At 25.7% G+C, this 26,095-nt stretch carries 29 protein-coding genes, 1 tRNA gene and 1 pseudogene; 3 read left to right on the forward strand and 28 right to left on the reverse strand.

Translation table 4 applies throughout. The features are described from left to right. Positions 1-30 precede the first annotated feature (30 nt). The 4 genes and pseudogenes from tpiA to AAHM79_RS08465 form a co-directional block, all read right to left on the reverse strand. On the reverse strand, positions 31-780 hold the full coding sequence (tpiA, locus tag AAHM79_RS08445; protein WP_342257633.1) for a triose-phosphate isomerase: 750 nt from the start codon (positions 778-780) through the stop codon (positions 31-33). A gap of 16 nt (positions 781-796) precedes the next feature. Beyond that, positions 797-1,545, reverse strand: a pseudogene (gene nagB / locus AAHM79_RS08450) (glucosamine-6-phosphate deaminase). 27 nt (positions 1,546-1,572) lie between these two features. Next, entirely contained in the window at positions 1,573-2,766 is a 1,194-nt protein-coding gene (gene nagA, locus AAHM79_RS08460; RefSeq protein ID WP_342257635.1) for an N-acetylglucosamine-6-phosphate deacetylase, read from the reverse strand. A 132-nt stretch (positions 2,767-2,898) separates the two neighbouring features. After that, positions 2,899-2,974: transfer RNA gene (locus AAHM79_RS08465), tRNA-Phe, on the reverse strand. A gap of 170 nt (positions 2,975-3,144) precedes the next feature. Here AAHM79_RS08465 and AAHM79_RS08470 point away from each other — a divergent pair. After that, positions 3,145-4,095 carry an IS30 family transposase gene (locus tag AAHM79_RS08470; RefSeq protein WP_338979395.1) on the forward strand — a complete coding sequence of 317 codons (951 nt, stop codon included), beginning with the start codon at positions 3,145-3,147 and terminating at the stop codon, positions 4,093-4,095. 252 nt (positions 4,096-4,347) lie between these two features. Then, complete coding sequence (locus AAHM79_RS08475) at positions 4,348-5,613, forward strand: rod shape-determining protein (protein ID WP_342257636.1); 1,266 nt, start codon at positions 4,348-4,350, stop codon at positions 5,611-5,613. A 64-nt stretch (positions 5,614-5,677) separates the two neighbouring features. On the opposite strand, the gene AAHM79_RS08480 is transcribed toward AAHM79_RS08475, so the two are convergent. From AAHM79_RS08480 to AAHM79_RS08555, 16 genes are all read right to left on the reverse strand, one after another. Continuing rightward, positions 5,678-6,628, reverse strand: a complete 951-nt coding sequence (locus AAHM79_RS08480) for an IS30 family transposase (protein WP_342257637.1) — start codon at positions 6,626-6,628, stop codon at positions 5,678-5,680. An 86-nt stretch (positions 6,629-6,714) separates the two neighbouring features. Beyond that, complete coding sequence (locus AAHM79_RS08485) at positions 6,715-7,347, reverse strand: hypothetical protein (RefSeq protein WP_342257638.1); 633 nt, start codon at positions 7,345-7,347, stop codon at positions 6,715-6,717. Positions 7,348-7,450: 103 nt separating this feature from the next. After that, complete coding sequence (locus AAHM79_RS08490) at positions 7,451-9,508, reverse strand: PTS transporter subunit EIIC (protein WP_342257639.1); 2,058 nt, start codon at positions 9,506-9,508, stop codon at positions 7,451-7,453. A gap of 265 nt (positions 9,509-9,773) precedes the next feature. Continuing rightward, positions 9,774-10,004, reverse strand: a complete 231-nt coding sequence (locus AAHM79_RS08495; protein ID WP_174480957.1) for a hypothetical protein — start codon at positions 10,002-10,004, stop codon at positions 9,774-9,776. A gap of 5 nt (positions 10,005-10,009) precedes the next feature. Beyond that, complete coding sequence (locus AAHM79_RS08500) at positions 10,010-10,327, reverse strand: F0F1 ATP synthase subunit epsilon (protein ID WP_174480958.1); 318 nt, start codon at positions 10,325-10,327, stop codon at positions 10,010-10,012. A gap of 14 nt (positions 10,328-10,341) precedes the next feature. Then, the gene (gene atpD / locus AAHM79_RS08505; RefSeq protein WP_342257640.1) at positions 10,342-11,904 is read right to left on the reverse strand and encodes a F0F1 ATP synthase subunit beta; all 1,563 of its coding nucleotides are present in this window, start codon (positions 11,902-11,904) and stop codon (positions 10,342-10,344) included. Positions 11,905-11,921: 17 nt separating this feature from the next. Next, positions 11,922-12,773, reverse strand: coding sequence for an ATP synthase F1 subunit gamma (gene atpG, locus AAHM79_RS08510; RefSeq protein ID WP_342257641.1), 852 nt, complete (start codon positions 12,771-12,773; stop codon positions 11,922-11,924). A gap of 27 nt (positions 12,774-12,800) precedes the next feature. Continuing rightward, positions 12,801-14,384 (reverse strand): F0F1 ATP synthase subunit alpha, encoded by a 1,584-nt coding sequence (gene atpA / locus AAHM79_RS08515; protein ID WP_281749182.1) that lies wholly within the window; start codon positions 14,382-14,384, stop codon positions 12,801-12,803. An 11-nt stretch (positions 14,385-14,395) separates the two neighbouring features. After that, on the reverse strand, positions 14,396-14,938 hold the full coding sequence (locus tag AAHM79_RS08520; RefSeq protein WP_252319360.1) for a F0F1 ATP synthase subunit delta: 543 nt from the start codon (positions 14,936-14,938) through the stop codon (positions 14,396-14,398). 12 nt (positions 14,939-14,950) lie between these two features. Beyond that, positions 14,951-15,478, reverse strand: coding sequence for a F0F1 ATP synthase subunit B (atpF, locus tag AAHM79_RS08525; protein WP_342257642.1), 528 nt, complete (start codon positions 15,476-15,478; stop codon positions 14,951-14,953). A 33-nt stretch (positions 15,479-15,511) separates the two neighbouring features. Then, positions 15,512-15,805, reverse strand: coding sequence for an ATP synthase F0 subunit C (gene atpE, locus AAHM79_RS08530; protein WP_281749185.1), 294 nt, complete (start codon positions 15,803-15,805; stop codon positions 15,512-15,514). A 26-nt stretch (positions 15,806-15,831) separates the two neighbouring features. Next, positions 15,832-16,638: a F0F1 ATP synthase subunit A gene (locus AAHM79_RS08535; RefSeq protein ID WP_342257643.1), complete on the reverse strand. Its 807-nt coding sequence runs from the start codon at positions 16,636-16,638 to the stop codon at positions 15,832-15,834. Further along, positions 16,639-16,995 (reverse strand): hypothetical protein, encoded by a 357-nt coding sequence (locus AAHM79_RS08540; RefSeq protein ID WP_174480965.1) that lies wholly within the window; start codon positions 16,993-16,995, stop codon positions 16,639-16,641. A gap of 53 nt (positions 16,996-17,048) precedes the next feature. Beyond that, the gene (gene upp, locus AAHM79_RS08545) at positions 17,049-17,675 is read right to left on the reverse strand and encodes a uracil phosphoribosyltransferase (protein ID WP_252319382.1); all 627 of its coding nucleotides are present in this window, start codon (positions 17,673-17,675) and stop codon (positions 17,049-17,051) included. Positions 17,676-17,950: 275 nt separating this feature from the next. Further along, a complete protein-coding gene (locus AAHM79_RS08550; protein ID WP_342258251.1) occupies positions 17,951-18,751 on the reverse strand; it encodes an IS30 family transposase in 801 nt (266 codons plus the stop codon). Beyond that, positions 18,739-18,906 (reverse strand): helix-turn-helix domain-containing protein, encoded by a 168-nt coding sequence (locus tag AAHM79_RS08555; protein ID WP_342257644.1) that lies wholly within the window; start codon positions 18,904-18,906, stop codon positions 18,739-18,741. Before AAHM79_RS08555 ends, AAHM79_RS08550 begins: the two co-directional genes overlap by 13 nt. Positions 18,907-19,118: 212 nt before the next feature. On the opposite strand from AAHM79_RS08555, the gene AAHM79_RS08560 reads away from it, so the two are divergent. After that, entirely contained in the window at positions 19,119-19,526 is a 408-nt protein-coding gene (locus AAHM79_RS08560) for a hypothetical protein (RefSeq protein WP_342257645.1), read from the forward strand. A gap of 70 nt (positions 19,527-19,596) precedes the next feature. Here the strand turns inward: AAHM79_RS08560 and AAHM79_RS08565 are convergent, their stop codons facing one another. From AAHM79_RS08565 to prfA, 8 genes are all read right to left on the reverse strand, one after another. Continuing rightward, positions 19,597-20,193 carry a hypothetical protein gene (locus tag AAHM79_RS08565; protein WP_342257646.1) on the reverse strand — a complete coding sequence of 199 codons (597 nt, stop codon included), beginning with the start codon at positions 20,191-20,193 and terminating at the stop codon, positions 19,597-19,599. 82 nt (positions 20,194-20,275) lie between these two features. Then, complete coding sequence (locus tag AAHM79_RS08570; protein WP_338958318.1) at positions 20,276-20,974, reverse strand: hypothetical protein; 699 nt, start codon at positions 20,972-20,974, stop codon at positions 20,276-20,278. A gap of 60 nt (positions 20,975-21,034) precedes the next feature. Then, positions 21,035-21,283 (reverse strand): hypothetical protein, encoded by a 249-nt coding sequence (locus tag AAHM79_RS08575; protein ID WP_252319347.1) that lies wholly within the window; start codon positions 21,281-21,283, stop codon positions 21,035-21,037. A gap of 83 nt (positions 21,284-21,366) precedes the next feature. Beyond that, positions 21,367-21,594 (reverse strand): hypothetical protein, encoded by a 228-nt coding sequence (locus tag AAHM79_RS08580; protein WP_342257647.1) that lies wholly within the window; start codon positions 21,592-21,594, stop codon positions 21,367-21,369. An 89-nt stretch (positions 21,595-21,683) separates the two neighbouring features. Next, a complete protein-coding gene (locus tag AAHM79_RS08585; RefSeq protein WP_342257648.1) occupies positions 21,684-22,634 on the reverse strand; it encodes an IS30 family transposase in 951 nt (316 codons plus the stop codon). A 193-nt stretch (positions 22,635-22,827) separates the two neighbouring features. Beyond that, entirely contained in the window at positions 22,828-23,373 is a 546-nt protein-coding gene (locus AAHM79_RS08590) for an L-threonylcarbamoyladenylate synthase (RefSeq protein WP_342257649.1), read from the reverse strand. A 329-nt stretch (positions 23,374-23,702) separates the two neighbouring features. Next, on the reverse strand, positions 23,703-24,542 hold the full coding sequence (prmC, locus tag AAHM79_RS08595; protein ID WP_338980284.1) for a peptide chain release factor N(5)-glutamine methyltransferase: 840 nt from the start codon (positions 24,540-24,542) through the stop codon (positions 23,703-23,705). Positions 24,543-24,987: 445 nt separating this feature from the next. Beyond that, positions 24,988-26,085: a peptide chain release factor 1 gene (gene prfA, locus AAHM79_RS08600; RefSeq protein ID WP_342257650.1), complete on the reverse strand. Its 1,098-nt coding sequence runs from the start codon at positions 26,083-26,085 to the stop codon at positions 24,988-24,990. Positions 26,086-26,095 lie beyond the last annotated feature (10 nt).

A 26,095-nucleotide genomic window follows, 5' to 3' on the forward strand; every position in this document is an offset into this window, starting at 1 on the left:
TCCTTATTTTTATTAGTAATTTAAATAGAGTTAAATTAGTAAATCAAAAAAAGATTGTGGTACTAATGAAGCACCTCCAACTAATGCACCATCAATGTCGGGTTCAGAAAGTATTAATTTAATATTATCGGGTTTTGCTGAACCACCATACTGAATACGTACTTGTTCTGCAACATTTTTATTATATAATTCACTAATAAATTCACGAATCATTTTACAAACCGTTTGGGCTTGTTGAGCTGTTGCTGTTTTACCAGTACCAATTGCTCATATTGGCTCATAGGCAATTACTAACTTAGCAATATTTTCTGCTTTAATATTTTTTAATGCTAACTTAATTTGATTTTTAATTACTTCATTAGTTTCTTTATTTTCATATTGGTTTAAAGTTTCACCACAACATAAAATTGGTATAATATTAGCATTAAATAGTGAATGTATTTTGTTATTTATTGTTTCATCTACTTCATTAAAATACATTCTGCGTTCAGAATGACCAATAATAACATGACTAACCATCATATCTTTTAGCATCTTAATTGAAATTTCACCAGTATATGCACCTTCGGTTTCATAATGACAATTTTGAGCTGCAATAATTAAAGCAGAAGTTTTATTCATTTTTAGTAAGGGTAAATTAGTAAAACTAGCTGCTATTCCATAATCATATTTAATATTTTTAGTTTTTATTAATTTATTAAATTCATTTAAAAAAAATTGAGTTTCTTCTATATTTTTATACATTTTTCAATTTCCAATAATAATCTTTTTACGTTCCATTTGTTTCTCCTTTAAGTTAATTTTTTTTTGATATAGTTGGTTTTAATAATGCTGCTTCTTCTTCATCAATAATAATTGTAACATCATCATGATTTTGTAAAAAAGTACATGGATAATTTGGAGAAACTTTACCTTCAACTAACTCTCGAATAGCTTGTGCTTTATTAGTTCCTGTAGCAATTAAAACAATCAATTTAGCTTGTAAAATAGTATGAATGCCCATCGTAACAGCTTTGGTTGGTACATCTTCAACTTTAGAAAAAAATCTTTTATTAGCTTCAATTGTTTCTTTAGTTAAATTAACAACATGTGTTTTACTACTTGCAAGAGTACCTGGTTCATTAAAAGCAATATGACCATTAGTACCTAAACCCAATATTTGTAAATCAATTGGTCCTTTTTCTTTTAATAATTTTTCATATTCTTCCACATTTTGGTCTAAATCACCAATACCTTTAGGAACATACGTATTTTTTAAATTAAGACTTTTAATATGATTAAATAATTGATGATTCATAAAATAACGATAACTTTTTACATGATCTGGAGTTAAACCAACATATTCATCTAAATTAAATGTTACAACTTTTGATCAATCTCTTTTGTTATTTTTGCATCTGCTATTAATAAATTATATGTTTCAATTGGACTACTTCCTGTTGCTAATCCTAAAATAGCATTTGGTTTAACTTTAATAATATCAATAATAATTTTACTTAATAATTGAGCAACCTCAGTTTTATCTTTTAAAATAATTAATTTCATAATTTAAAAACCCCTTACATTACTTACTTATTCTTGTTGATACGCAATTTTTCCTTCGCATATTGTTAAAAAAATATCATTATTCTTAGTTAATACAATAATATCTGCTAATTTACCAATAACAATATCACCCGTTTTATTTGCAATTCCTACTTGTTTAGCACTATTATAAGAGGCCATTTTGATGCAATCTTGTCAATTATTATTAGTAATTTTTAATAAATTTTTAAAACCAGCAATCATTGTTGCAATGCTGCCTGCCAATTTTCCGGTTGCTTCAACAGTAACCTTATTATTACTTTTAATGACAGGTAATGGTCCCAATAAATACTTACCATCAGGCTGTCCCTTTGCACTCATGGCATCAGTAATCATACAAATTCCATCGGCACTTTTAATTTTATATGTTATTGCTAAAATATCAATATCAACATGAATTCCATCACAAATTAACTCAGTAACTAATTGATCATAATATAATGATGCTGGAACAACACCAGGATCGCGATGATTATAGGGACTCATTGCATTATAAAGATGGGTAATATGCGTTAAACCATATTCGACAGTTTTAGTTATTTCTTTAAAAGTAGCATTACTATGACCAACACTAGGAATAATATTATTTTTAATTAATGAAGAAATAAAATTTGAATTTTTATTATTTAAATTAGGATCTATCTCAGGAGCATAAACAATAAATTTTAAATTTTTGTTACTAATTATATTTCAAGATTTTACTAAATTAAGATCAGGAACATGAAGTAATGACGGAGTATGTGCTCCTTTTTGTAATTCTGAGATAAAAGGTCCTTCTAAATATGCACCAATAATTCGTGCCTTGTTACCTTTATTTTCTGTTTTCATATACTTAGCAAATACTGAAAGAATATTATCAATTTCTTTTTTACTGGCAGTAACTGTTGCATAACAAAACTTTGTTACTCCCTCTTTTGGAACTAATTTTGCAAAATTATTAATTGATTCAATGGTACCATCCATTAAACTATAGCCATAACCTCCATGTACATGTAAATCAATAAAACCAGGTATTATTGTTTGATTATGACATTCAATAACCTGAGCATCTTGAAATTCATAATTATACTTTCCTTCATTAATTTGGAAAATTAAATTATCTTTAATTACTAAAAAACCATTATTTATTATTTTCTTAATGCTAATTATTTTCGCATTATTTAAAACTAAAATTTTAGACACTAATACCCTTCTTTCTAGAATTATTAATTGTTTAAAATTGCTAATGACACTATTATACCTAAAATTTTAACTTAAACCTAAATCTAAGAAAAATAATTAAAAAAAAGGCTTAATTGCCTATATTTTAAATAATGGTGGCTCGAAGCGGATTCGAACCACTGACACTTCGCTCTTCAGGCGAATGCTCTACCAACTGAGCTACCGAGCCGTTACCTATACAATAATAGCATATAAAAGTAAAAAATAACAAGGGGTTAAAACTTATTTTTTAATTGCTGAATTATACTTGTAAGTGCAAGTAAATAAAATTGCAAAAAATTCTCATATAAAAATTTCATAATGCTAAATTTAGTTTAGAAAAAAGTAAGGAGTTTTTATATGAGTTATAAACATCTTGGCATAGATGAAAGGATTTATATTGAGAATCAATTGAAATTTAAATTTAAAATTAGTGAAATAGCTAAAAATCTTAATCGAAGTATTAGTACTATTATTCGAGAAATTAATAGAAATAAAGATAATAATCATTATTTTTCATTAATTGCACAAAATAAAGCTGAAAATCGAAAACAATCACATATTAGTTTTCATAAGTTTAAAAATAAGAATTTAGTAAAATATGTACAACAAAAATTACTATTAGGTTGATCACCTGAACAAATTTATGGCAGAATTAAAAATTTTCATAAAGAGTGAGTTATTAGTTTTAAAACAATTTATACTTGAATTTATTTTGGAATGCTTGATAAAGTTACTAGTAAAAATTTAAGAAGAAAAGGTAAAAAACGAAAATCTAAAGAAAATCGTGGCAAGTTTAATGGTAAATCAATTAAAGAACGAGATATAAATGTTAATGATCGTATAACACTTGGTCATTGAGAAGGAGATACTATAGTATCATCACGAGGTAAAAGCAAATCATGTTTAATAACTTTAGTTGAAAGAGTATCACGATTTACTTTAGCAATATTAGTTAAAAACAGAACTACTAAAGTTATTAATAAAAATGTCAGTTATTATTTATCAATTCTTCCTAAAAACATTGTTAAAACTATTACTTTTGATCGTGGCAAAGAATTTTCAAATTGACAACAACTTGAAAAAAATTTAGATGTAAAAATTTATTTTGCCAATCCATATTCACCTTGACAAAGAGGTACTAATGAAAATACTAATGGTTTAATTAGAGAAAAATTTCCTAAAAAATTTATTTTTTCAAAAACTAATAAAAATGAAGTTCATAAATTTATATTGTCTTTAAATCAAAGACCGAGAAAAATATTAAATTATCTTTCACCAATCGAATATTTGGATAGAAAAATAATTTAGTTACACTTACCTTTACAATTTAGCATTTTATAACCCTTAGAATTTTTTCAAAGCTATTAATTTTAACTTCATCAAACTTTTTAATTTTTCTAAATTTTTGTTATAAATTTCCATTTTTAAACTTGATAATTTTTTTAATTCTTCTTTTATTAGACATATTCCATAATTAGTAAAAATTTATTCAGTAAATTTGATAAAATTATAAGTAAGAAAATTTAGGGTTTGAAATTTTTTAAAAATGAGGTAAAGAAAATGTTTAAAAGAATAAAAGAAATTAAAAAAAGTAATAAGCTTAAATCTATAAATGATTATCAGTGATTAGCTTTAGATATTGGAACTGAAAATTTTAAAGCTAGATATATTAATACTGGTCTTAGATATGATGCACCAACATATTTAGCTGAAGATTATGAAAAAAATATAATTATTTATGGTGAAGAAGCAAAAGCATTGATGGATAAAAGCAATGAAAATGTTATTATTAAACGTCCAGTTCGTGATGGTAATATTGCTGATCCCGATGCTTTACAGCGTATTCTTGCTAAAATTTTTCAAGATTTTAGACTTGAAATTAAAAATTCAAAACAAATTGATAATAATATTATAAAAAATTCTAAAGAACTTGAAAAAATAGATAAAAATCGTGATTTAATTGTGTTAATGGCTACACCAAGTGAAATCAATACAATACAAAGAGAAGCTCTAGAAAATATTGTTCATCAATTAGGAGCACTTCGTGGTTTTGTACAAGAAGAAGTTAAAATGGCAGCTTTAGGTTCAGGACAAGATATTTTTGGAACAGCAATTATGTGTATTGATATTGGAGGAGGAAGTACTGATATTGCTGTCATTAATAATGATTCAATTTTATATTCATATACAACACATTGTGCTGGAGATTTTTTAACACAAAAAATTAAAGACTATATTGCTAAAAAACATGCTATAAGAATCGGAACAAAAGAAGCTGAAGATGTTCTTAAAAATATTGGCTCACTTATGAAATATCAAAATGAAAAACCGTATACTATTTCGGGAATTTCATTACCTAGATTGGACTCCCAACCCGGAGAAACAATGTCAATTTCTAAAACTATTGAAATTACACCCGAAGAAATTCGCGAAAATGTTATGAAAGTTGAATTTAGAGAACATGTTATTCCGTCCATTCGTACAGTCTTAAGAACTGTTGGAGAAAAAGCTGCTGGTAGTGTTAGTGATTTAAAGAAGAAAGGTAAAGGTATTACAATTTGCGGGGGTGGAGCTTACATTAAAAAAATAGATGAATTCATTAAAGAAGAATTATCTAAAGAATATTTCATTGAAGTTAAATATAATAAATCAAATACAAAACTAATTCGTCAAAAATATGAAGGAGATATCTTTGAAGTACGTATTGCTAAAAACCCTTTAGATAACGTTATTGATGGTTGTGTAAAATATCGTGATACAATTTATAAACAAATAATAGCCGAACAAAATCCTAACCGCGAAATTCTTAAAAAAGAAGAAGAATAAGATAAAAATATTAAAATTAAAATTTTTGGAGGGATAATATGCTAAATTGTAAAGGTAAGTGCAACTAAATTATTTTTCTATCCAAATATTCGATTGGTGAAAGATAATTTAGTATTTTTCTCGGTCTTTGATTTAAAGACAATATAAATTTATGAACTTCATTTTTATTAGTTTTTGAAAAAATAAATTTTTTAGGAAATTTTTCTCTAATTAAACCATTAGTATTTTCATTAGTACCTCTTTGTCAAGGTGAATATGGATTGGCAAAATAAATTTTTACATCTAAATTTTTTTCAAGTTGTTGTCAATTTGAAAATTCTTTGCCACGATCAAAAGTAATAGTTTTAACAATGTTTTTAGGAAGAATTGATAAATAATAACTGACATTTTTATTAATAACTTTAGTAGTTCTGTTTTTAACTAATATTGCTAAAGTAAATCGTGATACTCTTTCAACTAAAGTTATTAAACATGATTTGCTTTTACCTCGTGATGATACTATAGTATCTCCTTCTCAATGACCAAGTGTTATACGATCATTAACATTTATATCTCGTTCTTTAATTGATTTACCATTAAACTTGCCACGATTTTCTTTAGATTTTCGTTTTTTACCTTTTCTTCTTAAATTTTTACTAGTAACTTTATCAAGCATTCCAAAATAAATTCAAGTATAAATTGTTTTAAAACTAATAACTCACTCTTTATGAAAATTTTTAATTCTGCCATAAATTTTTTCAGATGATCAACCTAATAGTAATTTTTGTTGTACATATTTTACTAAATTCTTATTTTTAAACTTATGAAAACTAATATGTGATTGTTTTCGATTTTCAGCTTTATTTTGTGCAATTAATGAAAAATAATGATTATTATCTTTATTTCTATTAATTTCTCGAATAATAGTACTAATACTTCGATTAAGATTTTTAGCTATTTCACTAATTTTAAATTTAAATTTCAATTGATTCTCAATATAAATCCTTTCATCTATGCCAAGATGTTTATAACTCATATAAAAACTCCTTACTTTTTTCTAAACTAAATTTAGCATTATGAAATTTTTATATGAGAATTTTTTGCAATTTTATTTACTTGCACTTAGAAGTATAATTCAGCATTTAAATAATTAATTGTTTGATTTAAATACATTAAATTTCATTTATTAATTGGCAATTGATAATAATCCAAAATAGCGATTAAAATTGCATGTCGTTTAAATGATTTACATTTTTTATAGTATTTAATATGGAATGAAATTTCATTTCAATGCTTAAAACTAAAAATATTATTAAGATCCATTAGTTCCGAAACAATTTCTTCGGGTGTAAAATCAGCATTTGCTGCATAAAAAGATTTGAATTGCTTATTTTGTTTAATTCAATATTTAATCTCATAAATAATCATAAATAATGCAATTACTAATACCATTACCACTGTTAAATCTTTAAATATATTTACCGCATACAATAATTTTCGAAGTTCAAAACTAATTTTTTGATCAGTTTTATCAATAACAGTTAATAATATTGAAAGAATTATTGAAAATATTGATAAAAACAATGCTAATATATCCATAATTCTAATTTTTTGTGTACATTTTAATTTAATATATTTAAATAAATCTTTAACAACAATATTAACATCAATTGTTAATGTTAAATTTTGTATATTTGTTTGTATTTCTTCATACCTAGCTTCTTCTAACTTTTCTTCATCATCATCAAAAAACATAGTTTTCCCTCCATCCTATATCATAATTTTAACATTATCCGTAACTAAAACTAAAAAAATGAACAACTTAAAAAGTTGCTCATTTTTATATTTTAGTAATAGTTTATTTTGGAGTTCAAGTTTTTAATAAATCATTTTTAATATTACCTACTTGTGGCCCATAAATTACTTGAATAGCTGTACCTTTTTTAAAGATACCAACTGCACCAGTTGATTTTAAAATATTATCATCAACTTTAGTTTCATCAAAAACTGTAACACGCAATCTTGTAGCACAATTGTCTAATAATTTAACATTACTTCGTCCACCAAGACCTTTAAAAATATTTTCTAACATATCATTATTTTTATCTTTATTAGTATCAGGTGTTAATGTTTGTTTCTTTGTCATTTCTGCTTGTAAAGTTTTATGAATAGACTCTGCACCATCAAGATAAGTAATTTCAACTTTATTGGCAATTACTTTAATATTTTTAGTTCCACTTAATCTTAATAAAGCTTTTGAATAAATATTTGCATCTTTTAAAGTTGCAACTAATACTTTATCTTTAGCGTTAACATCAATAATATTTAATGCTCCACCAAGTCCAAGTAATAAATTTTCTACTTTTGTTCTACCTTTTTTTGAAGACTTATCTAAAGAACTTTCAACACTTTGTAAAGCTAAGTTGGTTGCTAATTCTCCTTTTTCACGACCTAAAGTTTTGTAATTTCTTCACTTAATAATGTAATAGAACCCAAAGAAATAAGCAGGTGCCATAATTAATCCAGTAGCAAATACTCAATAGAAGCCTGTTTCTTTACCAAGAATACTTGGTAATATTCCAAAGAAAGAAAAGTCAATAAATCCAGCAGCAAAACCTTGACCAACAACTATATTTAATAAATACGCCATCATAAAACTAATTCCTGCCATAAATGCATGGAAAACAAAACATAATGGTGCTACAAATAAGAATGAAAACAACAATGGTTCTGTAACTCCTGTTAAGAAAGAAGTTAGAGCAGCAGATCCTAAAATACCACCAACCATTTTTTTATTTTCTGGTCGTGCTAACATTCACATAGCAAGCGCTGCAAATGGATAACCATATTGCATATATGCAAATCGCCCACTCATAAACATTGTTCCTGGTGTTTGATTCATGTGTCCTACTGCATTAGAAGCAAATTGTCCAAAGAAAATATTGTACGCTCCTACAAATGTGTCAGATCCATTAGTTCACGTACCACCAATTCCAGTATATCAGAAAGGTGCATATTGAACGTGATGCAATCCTGTTGGTATTAATAAACGTTCAGTAATTCCAAAAAACATTGCAATAAATGCTCCACCAACTGTTGGATGAAAATTATCACCAGTTAACTGTCCATCAGTAAGTTGACCTGTATTCATACCAGCTGCTAAGCCATTACCAATTTCTCTAAAAGCAATTAATAACATTGGTCAAATAAAGAAAAAAGCTAATCCCATTCCTATTCCAACAAAAACAGCTAAAATTGGCACAAAACGTTCACCACCAAAAAAAGCTAATACTCTTGGCATACGAATATTGTATGAATGATTATGAACAACTGATACTAATCAACCAACAAGAATGCCACCTAAAACTGAAGTATCAAACGTAGGAAATAATCCTAAGACAGAAGAAAATAAACCAGAAGATTTACCACTTTCTGGAGTAATCTTGGCACCTTCACCTAAACCTCATGGATCAAATCCCAACATTCCTGTTTTAGGATTTCAAAAAAACATGCCACTAATAACTGAAGTCATAACAATAAAAGTAATAAATCCAGAAAGAGCAGCTACACCTTTACTAGCTTTTGCAAAACCAAAAGCAATAGAAATAGCAAAAATCAATCCTAAATTAGCAAAAACAACGTTTCCAGCTGATTGCATAATTGCAAAAATATTAATAATACCAACAAGACTATCATGATTAGGTAATTGCTTTAAAGCACTAGCAACTCCACCACCAATTCCTAACAATAAGCCAGCTATTGGTAATGTGGCTATTGGTAAAACAATGGCTCTTGATAAGTTTTGCATTTTACCAAACATTTTGCCACCTAATTTATTAAAAGTTCCTTTAAAAGTAAAACTAGGATTTTTCTTATCCTCAGGAGTTGTTTGTTTACTATGAAAAAATTTACTCATTTTCTCACCTCCATTCTATATTGTTCTATACAGATGAGAATTTTATTCTATACAGATAAAAATATTATATATATATATAATAGTAAAAACAACAATAAAATAAATAAAAACGATTTTTTTACTACTATAATAGTAATTTCGGAGAAATTTTATAATATATATAGGTATTATCAATAACTACTATAAATTTTAATAATATATTGTAATTAAAAAAATAGTAAGTATTTTAAAACACTTACTATTTTTATTTTTTTAATTTTAAGTATTAATTTAAATTAAACCAAATATCTAAACCAATAAATTTAATAATTAACGTACCAATACAATAAGTAAAAACTAAAGTTGTTAACATATATAAAATTCATGATTCTTTTATTCTTTTATGATCAAGAAATTTATTAAAAGGAATTGCTTTTACAGCAAATCCGCTAGCAATAAAACTAAAAAGATAAATACTTATTTCAATTATTCATTTTATTAAATGTGAATCATGCATATTTATTAACCTCCACTAACCCTTTTAATACGCTCATCAAATACCTTTGTTTCTTGCTCTTTTAAAATTGATGTATATTCAACTTTATCACTAATAATACGAACCATATGTAAATCAGTTACCAAAAGTCCACCAGAAATCGTTAAATTACGAATTTTTTCTTTAATTTTAAATGACATTTTCGATATTTGAATATTAGCAATCAAAGGTGTATGCCATTCAAGAATACCAACATAGCCTTCAGTTGTTTTAACATTAACTCACTGTACTTCTCCATCGAAAAAAATACCATCAGGAGTAATAATTTTAAGATTTAATGCCATACTATCACCTTCAATTATCTCAATTTCTTTGCCTTTTCAATTGCTTGTTCAATAGTTCCTACATATAAAAACGCTTGCTCTGGTAAATCATCACATTCACCATCTAAAATTTGTTTAAAACTATTAACAGTTTTACTAATCGGAATATAAATACCATTTAAACCCGAAAATTTTTCAGCAACATGAAATGGTTGTGAACAAAAATTACGAATTCTTCTTGCTCTAGCTACTATTTTTTTATCTTCTTCACTCAACTCATCCATTCCTAAAATACCAATGATTGGTTCTAATTCAGAAAAACGTTGAATTGTTTCAATAACTCTTTGCGCAACATCATAATGCTCCTGACCAACAATAGCAGGATCTAACATTCTTGATGAAGATTGTAAAGGATGAACAGCAGGATAAAGCCCTAAAGCAGCAATATTACGATCTAAAACAATTTTGGCATCCAAGTGAGTAAATGTTGTCGCAGGAGCTGGATCAGTTAAATCATCAGCTGGTACATATACTGCTTGTACAGATGTAATAGAACCACGTGTTGTTGATACAATACGTTCTTGTAAAGCACCCATTTCTGTCGATAATGTTGGTTGGTACCCTACTGCTGAAGGCATTCTTCCTAATAAAGCTGATACTTCACTACCAGCTTGTGTAAAACGAAATATATTATCAATAAATAATAATACATCTTGTTGTTTTTCATCACGGAAGTATTCAGCAATTGTTAAACCAGTTAATGCAACACGCATTCTAGCACCTGGTGGTTCTGACATTTGACCAAACACTAAAGCAGTTTTACTAATAACACCTGAGTCTTGCATTTCATAATATAAATCATTACCCTCACGTGTTCTTTCGCCAACTCCTGAAAAGACAGAAATACCACCATGTTCTTTAGCTATGTTATTAATTAATTCTTGAATTAAAACTGTTTTACCAACTCCAGCTCCACCGAATAAACCAATTTTTCCACCTTTAGCATAAGGTGCTAATAAATCAATAACTTTAATTCCTGTTTCTAAAATTTCAGATTTTGATTGTAATTCATCAAAACTAGGAGGTGTACGATGAATAGGATATTTTAATTTAGTTTTAAGTTCTTTACCATCATCAATGACTTCACCCAATACATTAAAAAGTCTACCCAAAACTTCTTCACCAACAGGAACACTAATTGGTATTCCTAAATCAACTGCTTCAAGACCACGTAGTAATCCTTCGGTTGGACCCATTGAAATACAACGAACACTATCATCACCAATATGTTTTGCAACTTCAACAATTAATTTTTGACCATTATTATCAATACTAATAGCATTATTTAAATTAGGTAAACTATTATCATTAAAACCAATATCAATAACTGGACCTGAAATTTGAACAATTTTTCCAATATTTCGTTTAGTTGGTAATTGTTTACTAGTTTTAACACTTTCTTTGCTATTAACTACTTTTTTAGTCACTTTTGCTTTTACTTTAGCAATAACTTTAGTGTTATCTTTTTTTAAAGAATTTTTATCACTAACATTTTTTTCTTTAATTGTTATAGATTTTTTACTAGTTGCATTTTTCATTTTAGTTTACTCCTTTATTATGATGATTGGGAATCAGCGCCACCAATAATTTCTGAAATTTCTTGGGTAATAGCACCTTGACGGGCACGATTATAACTTACTAATAATTTATCTTTCATTTCTTTGGCATTATTTGAAGCATTTTCCATTGCTAATCTTCGTAATGCTTGCTCTGACACTTGTGATTCTACTAATGCACCATAAACAATGGCACCAACATATAAAGGAATAGCACTATTAATAACAGTATTAGCGTCTGGTTCAAAATCAGTTTGAATTAAATTACTTTCTTGATTAGTTTTAATAGAAACAATTGGTAATAAATCAATAATTGTTGGAATTGTTGTTACCGTATTTACATATTTTGTATATGCAATTTTAATAGCATCAGTTTCTTGATTATTAAACTTAGAAAGTAACAACAAAGATATCTCTTGCGACTCATTATATGATGATTGAATGTTAATTTCAGTATAAGATTGCATAATTTTACAATGATGATTAGTAAAGTATGAAACTCCTTTACTACCAATAACAACTATTTCATCTTGTGGTTGATATTGTTCTAGTACTAATTTATTTAAATTATTATTAAAACCACCACATAATCCTAAATTAGAATTAAAAACAACTCATATTGTTTTATTAATAACTTGATCCTTTGTTTTTAAATAAATTGAATTACTTAATTTAGGTATTAGTTGATTGAATGTATCATAAACTTCAGAATAATAAGGTTTAATCATCTCAATTCTTTTACCTACTTTTTTTAATTTAGCTGTTGATACTAGTTGCATTGCTTTAGTAATTTTATAACTAGTATTAACAGATTTAATTTTTTGTCTAATTTGTTCCATGCTTTGAGCCATGATATTTCACCTTACCTTCCTAATACATTATTTGAATGTTTTAATTAGTGTTTCCCATTCTTCAAGACTACCATATATTTTAGGATTATAGTCATTTAGCTTATTAGTCAAATTATAAACAACCTGCATAATGCCTTGACTAATGCTCACTTGTAACTCTTCACTAAATGCTTGATCTTGCTGTAACTTTAAATAACTTTTTCGTTGTTGTTTTTGAAAATAAGTTATTACTTCCTTTTTAAAAGAATCCATCATTTCTACTGGTAATCATTTAATTGCCTTATTTTTAATTGCTAATAAAATAATTGCTTGATCAATTTGATTTAATGGTTCATTTTGTTTTTGTTTTAAAATTTCAATGGCACGTTTACCATGTTCAATAACAGCTCTAGTATTTTCATCTAAATCAGAACCAAATTGTGAAAAAGCTTGTAATTCACGAAATTGTGCTAATTCTAATTTTAATGTTCCACCTGCTTGTTTTATTGCTTTAATTTGTGCTGATGAACCTACCCGTGAAACTGATAAACCTACATCAACTGCTGGACGAATTCCGGCATTAAATAATTCTGACATTAAAAAAATTTGACCATCAGTAATTGAAATAACATTAGTAGGAATATATGCAGAAATATCACCGGCTTGTGTTTCAATAATAGGTAAGGCAGTAATACTCCCACCACCATGTTTTTCATTTAATTTAGCTGCACGCTCTAATAAACGTGAATGAAGATAAAAAACATCTCCTGGATAAGCTTCTCTTCCTGGTGGTCTTCTTAATAATAAGGAAATAGCACGATAGGCCACTGCATGTTTACTCAAATCATCATAAACAATTAAGACATCTTTACCTTCTTCCATTCATTCTTCGGCAATAGTTACTCCTGTATAAGGAGCAATATATTGCAAAGGAGCAACTTCACTAGCAGTAGCAGCAACAATAGTTGTATACTCCATTGCCCCTAGTTGTGTTAATTTATCAACAATTTGAGCAACAGTTGAAGCTTTTTGACCAATAGCAACATAAACACAAAAGACATTTTTACCCTTTTGATTAATAATAGTATCAATAGCAATCGTTGTTTTTCCAGTTTGACGATCACCAATTATTAACTCTCTTTGACCTTTGCCAATCGGAATCATTGCATCAATTGATAATAATCCTGTTGCTAAAGGTTCTGATACAGATTTTCTAGTCATCACACCCAGCGCTATTCTTTCAATCGGTCTAGTTTTCGTAGTTTTAATTGGACCTTTACCATCAATCTTTTGCCCTAGTGCATTAACAACTCTTCCTAAAAGCATATTACCAACTGGTGTTTCAACAACATTACCTGTTCTACTAACAATATCTCCTTCTTTGATACCTGTGTCATCCCCCATTAAAGTAACACCAACAGCAGTTTCTTCTAAACTCAAAACCATACCATAAATATTACTTTTAGGAAAAAATACTAATTCACCATTAACAGCCTTATCTAAACCATGAATTAGCGCAATTCCATCACCGACAGTAACAACAATGCCTTCCTCATTAGCACTAATTTTTTTACCATAATTTTTAATTTGGCTTTTTATAATTTCTGAAATTTGATTAACATTTAAGGACATTTGTTTTACCTCTATTCATGACTTAATAATTCTTGTTTTAATTGATCAATTTGACCTTTAACGGAACCATCAAAAACTTGATTCCGTACTTTAACTTTAATACCGCCAATTAATGATTTATCAATCTTGTTAACGACTTTAATCTTATGTTTAATGACTTTCTCAATTTTCAATTTTATTTGATTTATTTGTTGGTTTGAAAGTTCTATTACTGAATAAATAATGCCATAGTTTACATCTTGATATTCATTACATAATTTGCGAAATTCTTTTAAAATAAAACGAACACACTGGAAATGATGTTCATCAATCAACAAAAAGAAAAAATTTAACATATATGGTTCAATATGATTTTTAAAAGTTTCACTAATAATTTGTTTACGTGTTTCAATAGTTATATTACTACTACTAGTAATATCAATAAATTCTGGATAAGTAGTAAAAATATCAATTAATTTATTACTTTCTTCAGCAAATTGAGTAATTTTTTTTATTTCTCTTGCTAATTGAAAAAGACCATTACTTCATTGATTAGCTAATCCTTCATCTATCATTTAACTTCACCACTATTCCAAATTCTTAATAAAATCAGTAATTAATTGTTCATGTTTTTTAGCATTCATTTCAGCACCAATAATTTTTTTAGCTGCTTCTAATGCTACTACTTTGATTTTTTCGTTAATCTTTGCTTCTACCTCTTTACGAGCACGAACTAAATCACGATTTGATTGATTAGTAATACGCATACTCTCTTCTTGCGCTTTATCAATAATTTGTTTACGCTTATTGTAACCATCATTTTGTGCATTAGCAATAATTTCCTGAGCTTCAATTTTAGCAGCTTTTAATATTTGACTAGCTTCACCACGATCTTGATTAGCTAATGATTGCTTGCAAGCAGCATCATCAAGTTTTTCTTTAATTACTAAATGTCGCGAATGTAAAGCCTTACAAAACGGAGCATAAACTCATCTTCAAAGTACCATTAATAAAATTAATGTTGCAAAAATATGAGCAATAAAAACAGGAAGATTGGGAAATAATTGATTAACAATATCATCACCTGATACTAAATCATTGAAATTAAAATTCATAAAATCACCTACTTTTTAATATTTTTTAATACCTTATGCTACAAATATTAAAATTAGAGAAACAACTAATCCATAAATAGCACCTGATTCGGCAATAGCTGCACCAATAACAAATTGTGTTCTAATTTTAGATTCTACTTCAGGATTACGAGCAACCGCTTCAACAGCTTTACCAGCAGCAAAACCTTGACCAATTCCACTTCCTGCACAAGAAATAGTTGAAATTCCAGCTCCAACAAACTTTAAATTCATCAATCCATTAGGATCAGCTGCTAAATGATTAAAAAAATGAAAGACATGTGTCATTACTGTTGTTAATAATTCCATAATCAATAAATTCTCCTTTTTGTGTTTTATTTTTTTTCCATAATTGAACGTTCGGTATAAATTTCTTCTTCATGATTTATTGCTTGTTGTTTACGAAGTTTTTTTGGTAATTTAATAGTAAGGTCTCCCTTATGAGAACTTCCTTCCTCCATTTGTAACTTCCAATAAACAAGAGTTAAGGTACCAAAAATTAAGGCTTGAATACTTCCAGCAAATAAATCAAAATAAATATGTAAGAATGGTCCAATTACACCAATTAATAAATTCATCTGACCAATAATTGGGATATTACTTCAAATATTAGCAGTTACCCCATAAAGCATTGCCAAAATAATACTTCCACCTAAAATATTACCAAATAAACGAAAAGATAAAGAAATCAAAGGTGCAAATTGAGTAATTAATTCTAGAGGGTTAATAATAAATTTTTTAAAAAATAAAAGTTTCTGAAATTTAATAGCAATATAATATATTCCAATAAAAGTAACTAATGCCATTGATAAAGTAACAGTATACATTGATGACTGTGGTTCAAGACCAATAATCGATAATCAATTACCAATTAAAATATAACCCATTACATATAACAAATAAACTGTCAGGTTTTTATACTTTACACCAAGAACATCAACAACAATTTTTTCAACTGATTTAATTATTAATTCAACAACTAAAACAATACCTCTTGGATCTTCATCAGGCTTCATTCTTTTTACTTTATAATAATAAATATAACTAATAACACTGATAAAGACTGTTGTTATCAAAATTGTTACCAATTGTGGCATAATTTGTAAATAATTCCAACTTTCCAATCCAGCTAAAGTTTCCATTTAAATTCCTTCTTTTAAGTTATTTTTTTGATATACACATAATGTTGCAGTAATAGTAGCAACCATTAATATTGACATTCCGGCAATTATAGTAAAAATATTAGCAAAGTTAAAGAAAATATTCAAAACTATAATTGAACCATAAATTAACATTCTTAATAAGAATCCAAAATATGCTAAGGTTTGTTTTAAATGTATTCCGCTGGTTAATCATTTTGACGATAAATATAAAAAGCATAACCCAATCATACTTCCTATAAAACCAATATTAAATCCAGCAATTAATAACCAATGGTTTGTATTAATTATAACTGTTATAATTAATCCTACATTAATTAATAATCAATAGCATAACATTGTAAAAAGTATTGAAAGAAAAAGGTTATTTCTAATTTTTTTCATTAAAATATTTATTTAGTTCCAAAAATTCGATCACCAGCATCACCCAATCCAGGTACAATATAACCATCATCATTTAATTCTTTATCCAACGCTGCTAAAAAAATCTTAACATCAGGATGATTATGATTAATTTTCTTAATAGCTACTGGTGCTCCTACAATGGAAACTAAAGTAATATTTTTAAAACCTACTTTTTTTAATTCTTTAATAGCAGCGTCAGCAGTACCACCAGTAGCAAGCATTGGATCTAAGATAAATACTAATGCATCACTTATATTTTTAATATTTTTGGGATATTTAAAAAAATATTTTTGTGGTTTTAAAGTTTCTTCATCACGATAAAGACCAACATGACTAATAATTGCATTAGGTACTACATACTCAAATCCATTTGTCATCCCTAATCCTGCTCTTAAAATCGGAGAAAGAATGATTGTCTTGGTTAATGTTTTACCAATAACTTTAGTAATGGGTGTTTCAACTTCAATTTCATCAAGAGGAATATCTTTAAATACTTCATAAGCCATTAACGTTGCAATTTCGCTTAAATTCTCTTTGAAATCTTTTTTTTGGGTTAAGTGATTTCTAATTCTTGTTAATTTATCTTGTATTAAAGGATGATTAACAATAAACAGATTTTTACTACTTTCCACTAAAAACACTCCTTTATCTTTAATGCGTATATTTTCAATAATTTAAAATATATACTAATATGAAATTTTACGCCTTTTAATTTATAAATCAATAAAATAACAATAAAAATAACGAAAAAAGATAAAAGATTTATTCAAAAATTATTTTTTTAATTGTTAATAACATTCTTATAGTTCAAAATTAACTAAATAAAAATATAATTTATAAATTTTATTTTAATAACTTTGTTTTTGCTAAATTGTAAAGGTAAGTGCAACTAAATTATTTTTCTATCCAAATATTCGATTGGTGAAAGATAATTTAGTATTTTTCTCGGTCTTTGATTTAAAGACAATATAAATTTATGAACTTCATTTTTATTAGTTTTTGAAAAAATAAATTTTTTAGGAAATTTTTCTCTAATTAAACCATTAGTATTTTCATTAGTACCTCTTTGTCAAGGTGAATATGGATTGGCAAAATAAATTTTTACATCTAAATTTTTTTCAAGTTGTTGTCAATTTGAAAATTCTTTGCCACGATCAAAAGTAATAGTTTTAACAATGTTTTTAGGAAGAGTTGATAAATAATAACTGACATTTTTATTAATAACTTTAGTAGTTCTGTTTTTAACTAATATTGCTAAAGTAAATCGTGATACTCTTTCAACTAAAGTTATTAAACATGATTTGCTTTTACCTCGTGATGATACTATAGTATCTCCTTCTCAATGACCAAGTGTTATACGATCATTAACATTTATATCTCGTTCTTTAATTGATTTACCATTAAACTTGCCACGATTTTCTTTAGATTTTCGTTTTTTACCTTTTCTTCTTAAATTTTTACTAGTAACTTTATCAAGCATTCCAAAATAAATTCAAGTATAAATTGTTTTAAAACTAATAACTCACTCTTTATGAAAATTTTTAATTCTGCCATAAATTTGTTCAGGTGATCAACCTAATAGTAATTTTTGTTGTACATATTTTACTAAATTCTTATTTTTAAACTTATGAAAACTAATATGTGATTGTTTTCGATTTTCAGCTTTATTTTGTGCAATTAATAGAAATAATGATTATTATCTTTATTTCTATTAATTTCTCGAATAATAGTACTAATACTTCGATTAAGATTTTTAGCTATTTCACTAATTTTAAATTTAAATTTAAATTTCAATTGATTCTCAATATAAATCCTTTCATCTATGCCAAGATGTTTATAACTCATATAAAAACTCCTTACTTTTTTCTAAACTAAATTTAGCATTATGAAATTTTTATATGAGAATTTTTTGCAATTTTATTTACTTGCACTTACAAGTATAATTCAGCATCAAAAAAAATCTTATGTTAAAATTAAAAGATAAAACTTCATACAAGTTTTTAAACTATTATTTTAATTTTAAAATAAATAGTTTTTTTATTTTGAAAGGAGAAAAAATGAAAAAAATTCAAAAATACTTTACATATACAGGTGGAATATTAGGTGGTAGTGCAGCGCTAAGTGGCATAAGTTATTTTTATTATGATTTAATTTCAAAAAATAAGGAAGCTTTATATGAACCAGAAGCAGGAATGGCACTCTTTGGAATAATGGTTAGTATAACAGGTTCAACTTTTATTGGAGCATTTTTAGGTTCTAAACTAGGATATGGAATTAGCACTTCCATTTCAAATATTTATGATAAATGTTTTCCAACAAATATTTCTGATATTAATGTTGAAAGTAATAACGAACAACAAATATCTGAAAGAACTCCATTATTAAGAAATAACGATATAACAAGTATTAATGGTGAACAATTACCAATAATTAATCAAAATCATTGTCAATTAACTTTTTCATAAACTTAATAAAAATAAATGTTGGTAATTTACTAACATTTTTTATTTATGATTAAATAACAATAAAAAAAAGTTACTGTTTAAAACCCATTTTTTTCATTTCTTCATATAACCTATTATTATTTCTATTATTTCATGTACCAAATTGATGATTAAAAGAAGTAAGCAAAGGATAAGAAAACCCAAGTTCTACTAATTTTTTAATACATTTAAAATAATCTCCTTTTAATGGTAAAACAACTTCAGTAACTTTCTGTTTTCGTGGTTGTTTATATTGAATACCACTATAAATATCATTTAATTCAGGAACAATAAAAGCATAAATTCCACCAACACCAACTTCCATAAAATTATGTTTATTTGGATGAGGATATTCAAAAATTTTAATATGCAAAACCAAATGTTCTAGTAAATTACAATCAACTAATCGATCAGCATATTGATATGCAAATGGTGACTTTTGAGCTCATTTGGGAGTAGATAACAAAATTGCTTTATCTTCATCAATATGATGAATATATAAACCTTCTTTTCCCCTTGTTATTCCTTGTGATTTCTTAGACATTGTTGCATCTGAAAAATAATTTTTTGAAATACATCCATATTTATTTTTTAAAAAATTACAAACATTTTCATAATTCATTGTTAATAATTTTTCTACTTCTGACATTCTTACCCCATACTATACTACTTTATTTTTATGATAATAATGAAAATCAAGTTTTCTTTTTTATTACCCAAAATAATATAAATTAATCTTTAACAAAAGCTAAGACAAAACTAAAACTACCATGTAATAAAAAATGATAATCATCTTCAATAGCATTAACATTAATATGAACATCATCAAATGTTTTAATAGATTCTGATAAAGTATGACCTTCTACATTAACAATATAGTCACTATCTTGTTTTGCTGTTGCAACAATAGCATTAATTTTACTTTCAATTAATGATAAACAACGTAAAGCAATTGCTTCACCAAAAGTAGTGGTATTAATTTTAATTTTTTCTTCTTGCTTATCAATATTAACATTACTAATGTCTTTAGCTTTTGATACTAATTTTACACAAGCATTAAAACTACCTTTTAAAAAATTACTATTATTTGAAGCAGATACATTAACAGCAAGTGATTCAAATTTATCAATTTTAGCATACATATCATTATGATTAACAATTGTTATTTTATAATCGGTTCCATTTTCTGGTTTTTTTCCTTCTGGAACTAATTTATTAATTTCAGTTTGTACTTTAGTTTTAAATTTAATTAAAGCTGTATTATAAATATCTTTATTTAATTCAACAGGAGCATTAGTAACTTCCATATTAATATTACTAATATCAACATATTTTTGATTTGCATCATTTACCTTATCACATGCAATAAGTGGTAAAGAAATAATGCTCGTTAAAAACATCGTTTTAAATACTTTTAATATTTTTCTCATAGTTTTTCACCTATTATTCTCTCGAAAAAACTAATCTTCTTAGTTTTAACTTTATATTTCTTAATTATTTTTGATTATTAACTTATTATTATTTTGTTTTCTTGAATATTTTTTATAACTATTTGTTCCAATAAAAATATAGTAAATTAAAATATTAATAGAACCTATTAATACTGATACTAAACCAAAATATAACAATAGGCTAACTTTAAAAGAAGAAAAAGAAAATATAATTCCTAAAGTAATTAAAAAAAAGCCAGTAAATTGAATAAACTTTCAAGTATTAAATTTAAAGTGTTTTTTTGCCATAATTTTGCTCCTAATAATATATTTTGTATAATTATATCATTTTCACAAAAAAAGCAAAATTTTTAATTATTAAATAATAATTGTTATAAACTAATAACATGAACAGCAAAACTAATTGCTTCTTCATATTTATTAAAAAGAAAAAATAAACGTTTATTTTGAAAATTAATTTCAATACCAATATATTTTTGTTTATTTTTTATATAATTATTTTTTTCTCAAAAAAATGTAATACTTTTAACATTAACTAATGGTATTATTTGTAGTTCAAAAGAATCAATAAAATAAAGATTATTTCGTGAAATTAACAAGTCTATTTGATTTAAAGGTATAAAATCTGATGATTTGATAAGATTAATGTCTTTAATTTTATAACGCTAAATTGTAAAGGTAAGTGCAACTAAATTATTTTTCTATCCAAATATTCGATTGGTGAAAGATAATTTAGTATTTTTCTCGGTCTTTGATTTAAAGACAATATAAATTTATGAACTTCATTTTTATTAGTTTTTGAAAAAATAAATTTTTTAGGAAATTTTTCTCTAATTAAACCATTAGTATTTTCATTAGTACCTCTTTGTCAAGGTGAATATGGATTGGCAAAATAAATTTTTACATCTAAATTTTTTTCAAGTTGTTGTCAATTTGAAAATTCTTTGCCACGATCAAAAGTAATAGTTTTAACAATGTTTTTAGGAAGAATTGATAAATAATAACTGACATTTTTATTAATAACTTTAGTAGTTCTGTTTTTAACTAATATTGCTAAAGTAAATCGTGATACTCTTTCAACTAAAGTTATTAAACATGATTTGCTTTTACCTCGTGATGATACTATAGTATCTCCTTCTCAATGACCAAGTGTTATACGATCATTAACATTTATATCTCGTTCTTTAATTGATTTACCATTAAACTTGCCACGATTTTCTTTAGATTTTCGTTTTTTACCTTTTCTGCTTAAATTTTTACTAGTAACTTTATCAAGCATTCCAAAATAAATTCAAGTATAAATTGTTTTAAAACTAATAACTCACTCTTTATGAAAATTTTTAATTCTGCCATAAATTTGTTCATGTGATCAACCTAATAGTAATTTTTGTTGTACATATTTTACTAAATTCTTATTTTTAAACTTATGAAAACTAATATGTGATTGTTTTCGATTTTCAGCTTTATTTTGTGCAATTAATGAAAAATAATGATTATTATCTTTATTTCTATTAATTTCTCGAATAATAGTACTAATACTTCGATTAAGATTTTTAGCTATTTCACTAATTTTAAATTTAAATTTCAATTGATTCTCAATATAAATCCTTTCATCTATGCCAAGATGTTTATAACTCATATAAAAACTCCTTACTTTTTTCTAAACTAAATTTAGCATTATGAAATTTTTATATGAGAATTTTTTGCAATTTTATTTACTTGCACTTACAAGTATAATTCAGCAAAATCAATATTGTTGTGCATGCAATAATAATTAAAATTATTCATCAATTCATAGTATTATCTCCTTTTTTAATACTGTTATCTAATTATTATCTAATAATTTTATCATTAAAACTATTAAAAATAGTTGATGGTTTATTTGTTAAAATCTCACCTGCTACTCTATACCTTAAGTTAGGCAAGTTTATATTATGATAATCGTTAATTGGTTGTTCATTACTTAAATTACAACTTGTAGCTACTAAAGGCCCTGTTAATTTAATTAATTTTTGAATAAAATGTGAAGCACTAACTCTAATTGCTATTGTCTTTTTATTTATTCAATATGATGTGTTTAAACTAGGTTGTTTTAAAACTATAACAGTAACTTTACCAGCACTAAAATTATTTATTCAAAATGACTGTAATTGATCGCTAATTATACCAATGCTTTTAGCTTGTTCTCAACTAGCAACTAAAATTGGCAGTTCTTTAGTATAATCACGTTTTTTTATTTGATAAATTTTATTAATAGCTTTGTCATCATTAAATTTACAAACAAGACCATAAATTGTATCTGTTGGTAAAGCAACCACTTCGCCATTAGCAATGATTTGACTAATTTCTTTAATTTTATTTTGCTGTAAAGTTATCATGAAAACACCACTATAAATTTTAACTAAATTATACACCTATTATTTTAAATATAATAGTTGTTTCAAAATAATGAATAAAAAACTTATAAATGATATTTGTAATTTAAAATAAACCTTAAAATTACTAATTAAAGATTGGAAAATCATTCATTAATGGTGCTGAATTATACTTGCACTTACAAGTATAATTCAGCATATTTCAATGATACGCCACATTAAAACTGCCCTCGTTATCCTAATTGAAAGATTAAATGAGATTTTCCTTTTCAAAAAATAAAATAGTCACCTTTTGAGTGACAAAATTATTGTTCTTAAATTATTTTTATATGTTATAATGCTTGCCAAATAAATAGCATTCTTCATTTATTATTAATATCTTTAATAAATTTGTAATTATATTGTGGTAAATACTTTTTAATAAGAATAGTTAGTGCTTCTTTTTGATCAAAACCAAATTCAAATGCTAATAAAAAAGATTTTTCTAAAACTGCATGACATTGTTGAAAAATTACTTCATAAAAATATAATCCTTTATGATCAGCAAATAAAGCTAATTTTGGTTCATATTGTAAATTATGTTTTGAAAAAGTATTTGCTGTCTCATCAATATATGGTGGATTTGAAACAATAATATTAAATTTATGATTTTTAAGATTTGTAAATATATCGCTTTCAACAAAATTAATATTTTTTAGGTTAAAATTATCATTATTAATCTTAGCAATAGTTAATGCATCTTTGCTAATATCACTTGCTACTATATTTCAATTAGGTTTCTTTAACGCTAAACTAATAGCAATAGCACCACTGCCTGTCCCTAAATCTAATACTTTTAAATTATCATTATTAAAAATGTTTTGCGCATAGACAAAAACATTTTTAACTAGTTCTTCGGTTTCATTACGAGGAATTAATACTCTATTATCAACAACAAACTTATGATCAAGAAATCATTGATAACCAATAATATATTGTAAAGGATAGCCAGCAACAAATTTTTTAACTAGTTGTAAATATGATTCTAAAAAATCTATTGCTATTGTTTGACTAAGATTTGCATATAATCAAGATAAATCTTTATTAATAAACTTTAATAAAATTATCTTATTAATTTGTTCATTTTTTTTATTAATTTTTTTTGCTAATAAAAGATAATCTCTATAAGTCATTAATTTATACTCCAAAAATAAATATTTTATTGAAAATTAACAGATGAATTATTATTTCTTGAAGTTTTTTTTATTAAATTATTAACAACGAGAATTAAAACAATAATACTAAAAATAAATAAAAAACTAATTGTTAATAAACAAATAATTGGAAAAAGAATAATGTAACTACAAATACTAATAATAAAACCAAAATTATTAATATTATTACCATTAATATTTCGTAAAAATTCTAAATTTTTTCATAATAAATAATGAAAAATTAAACTAGATGCACTAGCAAATCATAATGTTAAAACTAAAAATAAAATGTGAATAATACCACTACTAAAAGTTAATGTAATAAACGTTCCTAATGCCGCATATAAAAAAATAACTGATATTAAAAACAAAATTTTTGTTCTAGAGTCTAAAATCTTAAAATCCATAATAATTTCTTCCTTTTTTACTTTAATACTGTAATATTTTCATCAATATTTTCTAATTTTTCTTTTTGTTCACTACTAATTAAAGCAATAATAATTTCATCAATATTACCTTCCATAATACGATCTAACTTTAATAAAGATAATCCAATTCGATGATCGGTTACTCTATTTTGTGGATAATTGTATGTTCTAATTTTTTCTGAACGATCACCGCTACCAACAGCTGTTTTTCTTAAATTACCAATTCTTCCCTGTTCTTCTTCAACTTTTTTTTCATAAAGTTTAGCTCTTAATACCCGCATTGCTTTATCTTTATTATCATGTTGACTTCGTCCGTCCTGTGAAGTTACAACAACACCTGTTGGAATATGAGTAATTCTAATTGCTGAATCGGTAGTATTAACATGTTGACCACCAGCACCACTAGAACGATAAGTATCAATTCTTAAATCAGAATTATTTATTTTAATTTCAACTTCATTAACTTCTGGCAATACAGCAACCGTTGCAATTGAAGTATGAACTCGTCCTTGTGATTCGGTTTTTGGAACTCTCTGAACACGATGTCCACCAGCTTCAAACTTTAATTTAGCAAATACATGTTTACCTTTAATCATAAAAGCAATATAACTAAATCCCCCATTTATTGCTTCTTTTGCTTCAATAGTTTCAATTTTTCATCGTTGAATTTCACAATACTTACTATACATACGATATAAATCACCAGCAAAAATATTTGCTTCATCGCCACCAACAGCTCCTCTAATTTCAATAATAACATTTTTATCATCATTTATATCTTTAGGAACTAGTGTTAGTTTTAATTCATTTTCTGCTTTTTCTAATTCAATTTCATTTGCTTTAATATCTGTTTTAAGCATTTCACAAAGTTCTTGATCCTGTTCGGTTACTAATGCCTTTTTTGCTTCAATAATTTCTTTGTTAATTTTTTCATATTTTCAATATTGTTCAATAATTGGTTCTAATCTACTATGTTCTTTTGTTAATTCAGTGTATTTATCACGAGGAATTAATTCGGGATTTTCTAATTGCTTTTCAATTTCACTATATTTTTTAGTAAGTTGCATTAACTGTTCTAATGTTTTTTCATTCATAATATCACAC

The organism is Spiroplasma endosymbiont of Nomada ruficornis (assembly GCF_964030795.1).
Taxonomy (GTDB): domain Bacteria; phylum Bacillota_I; class Bacilli_A; order Mycoplasmatales; family VBWQ01; genus Spiroplasma_E; species Spiroplasma_E ixodetis_A.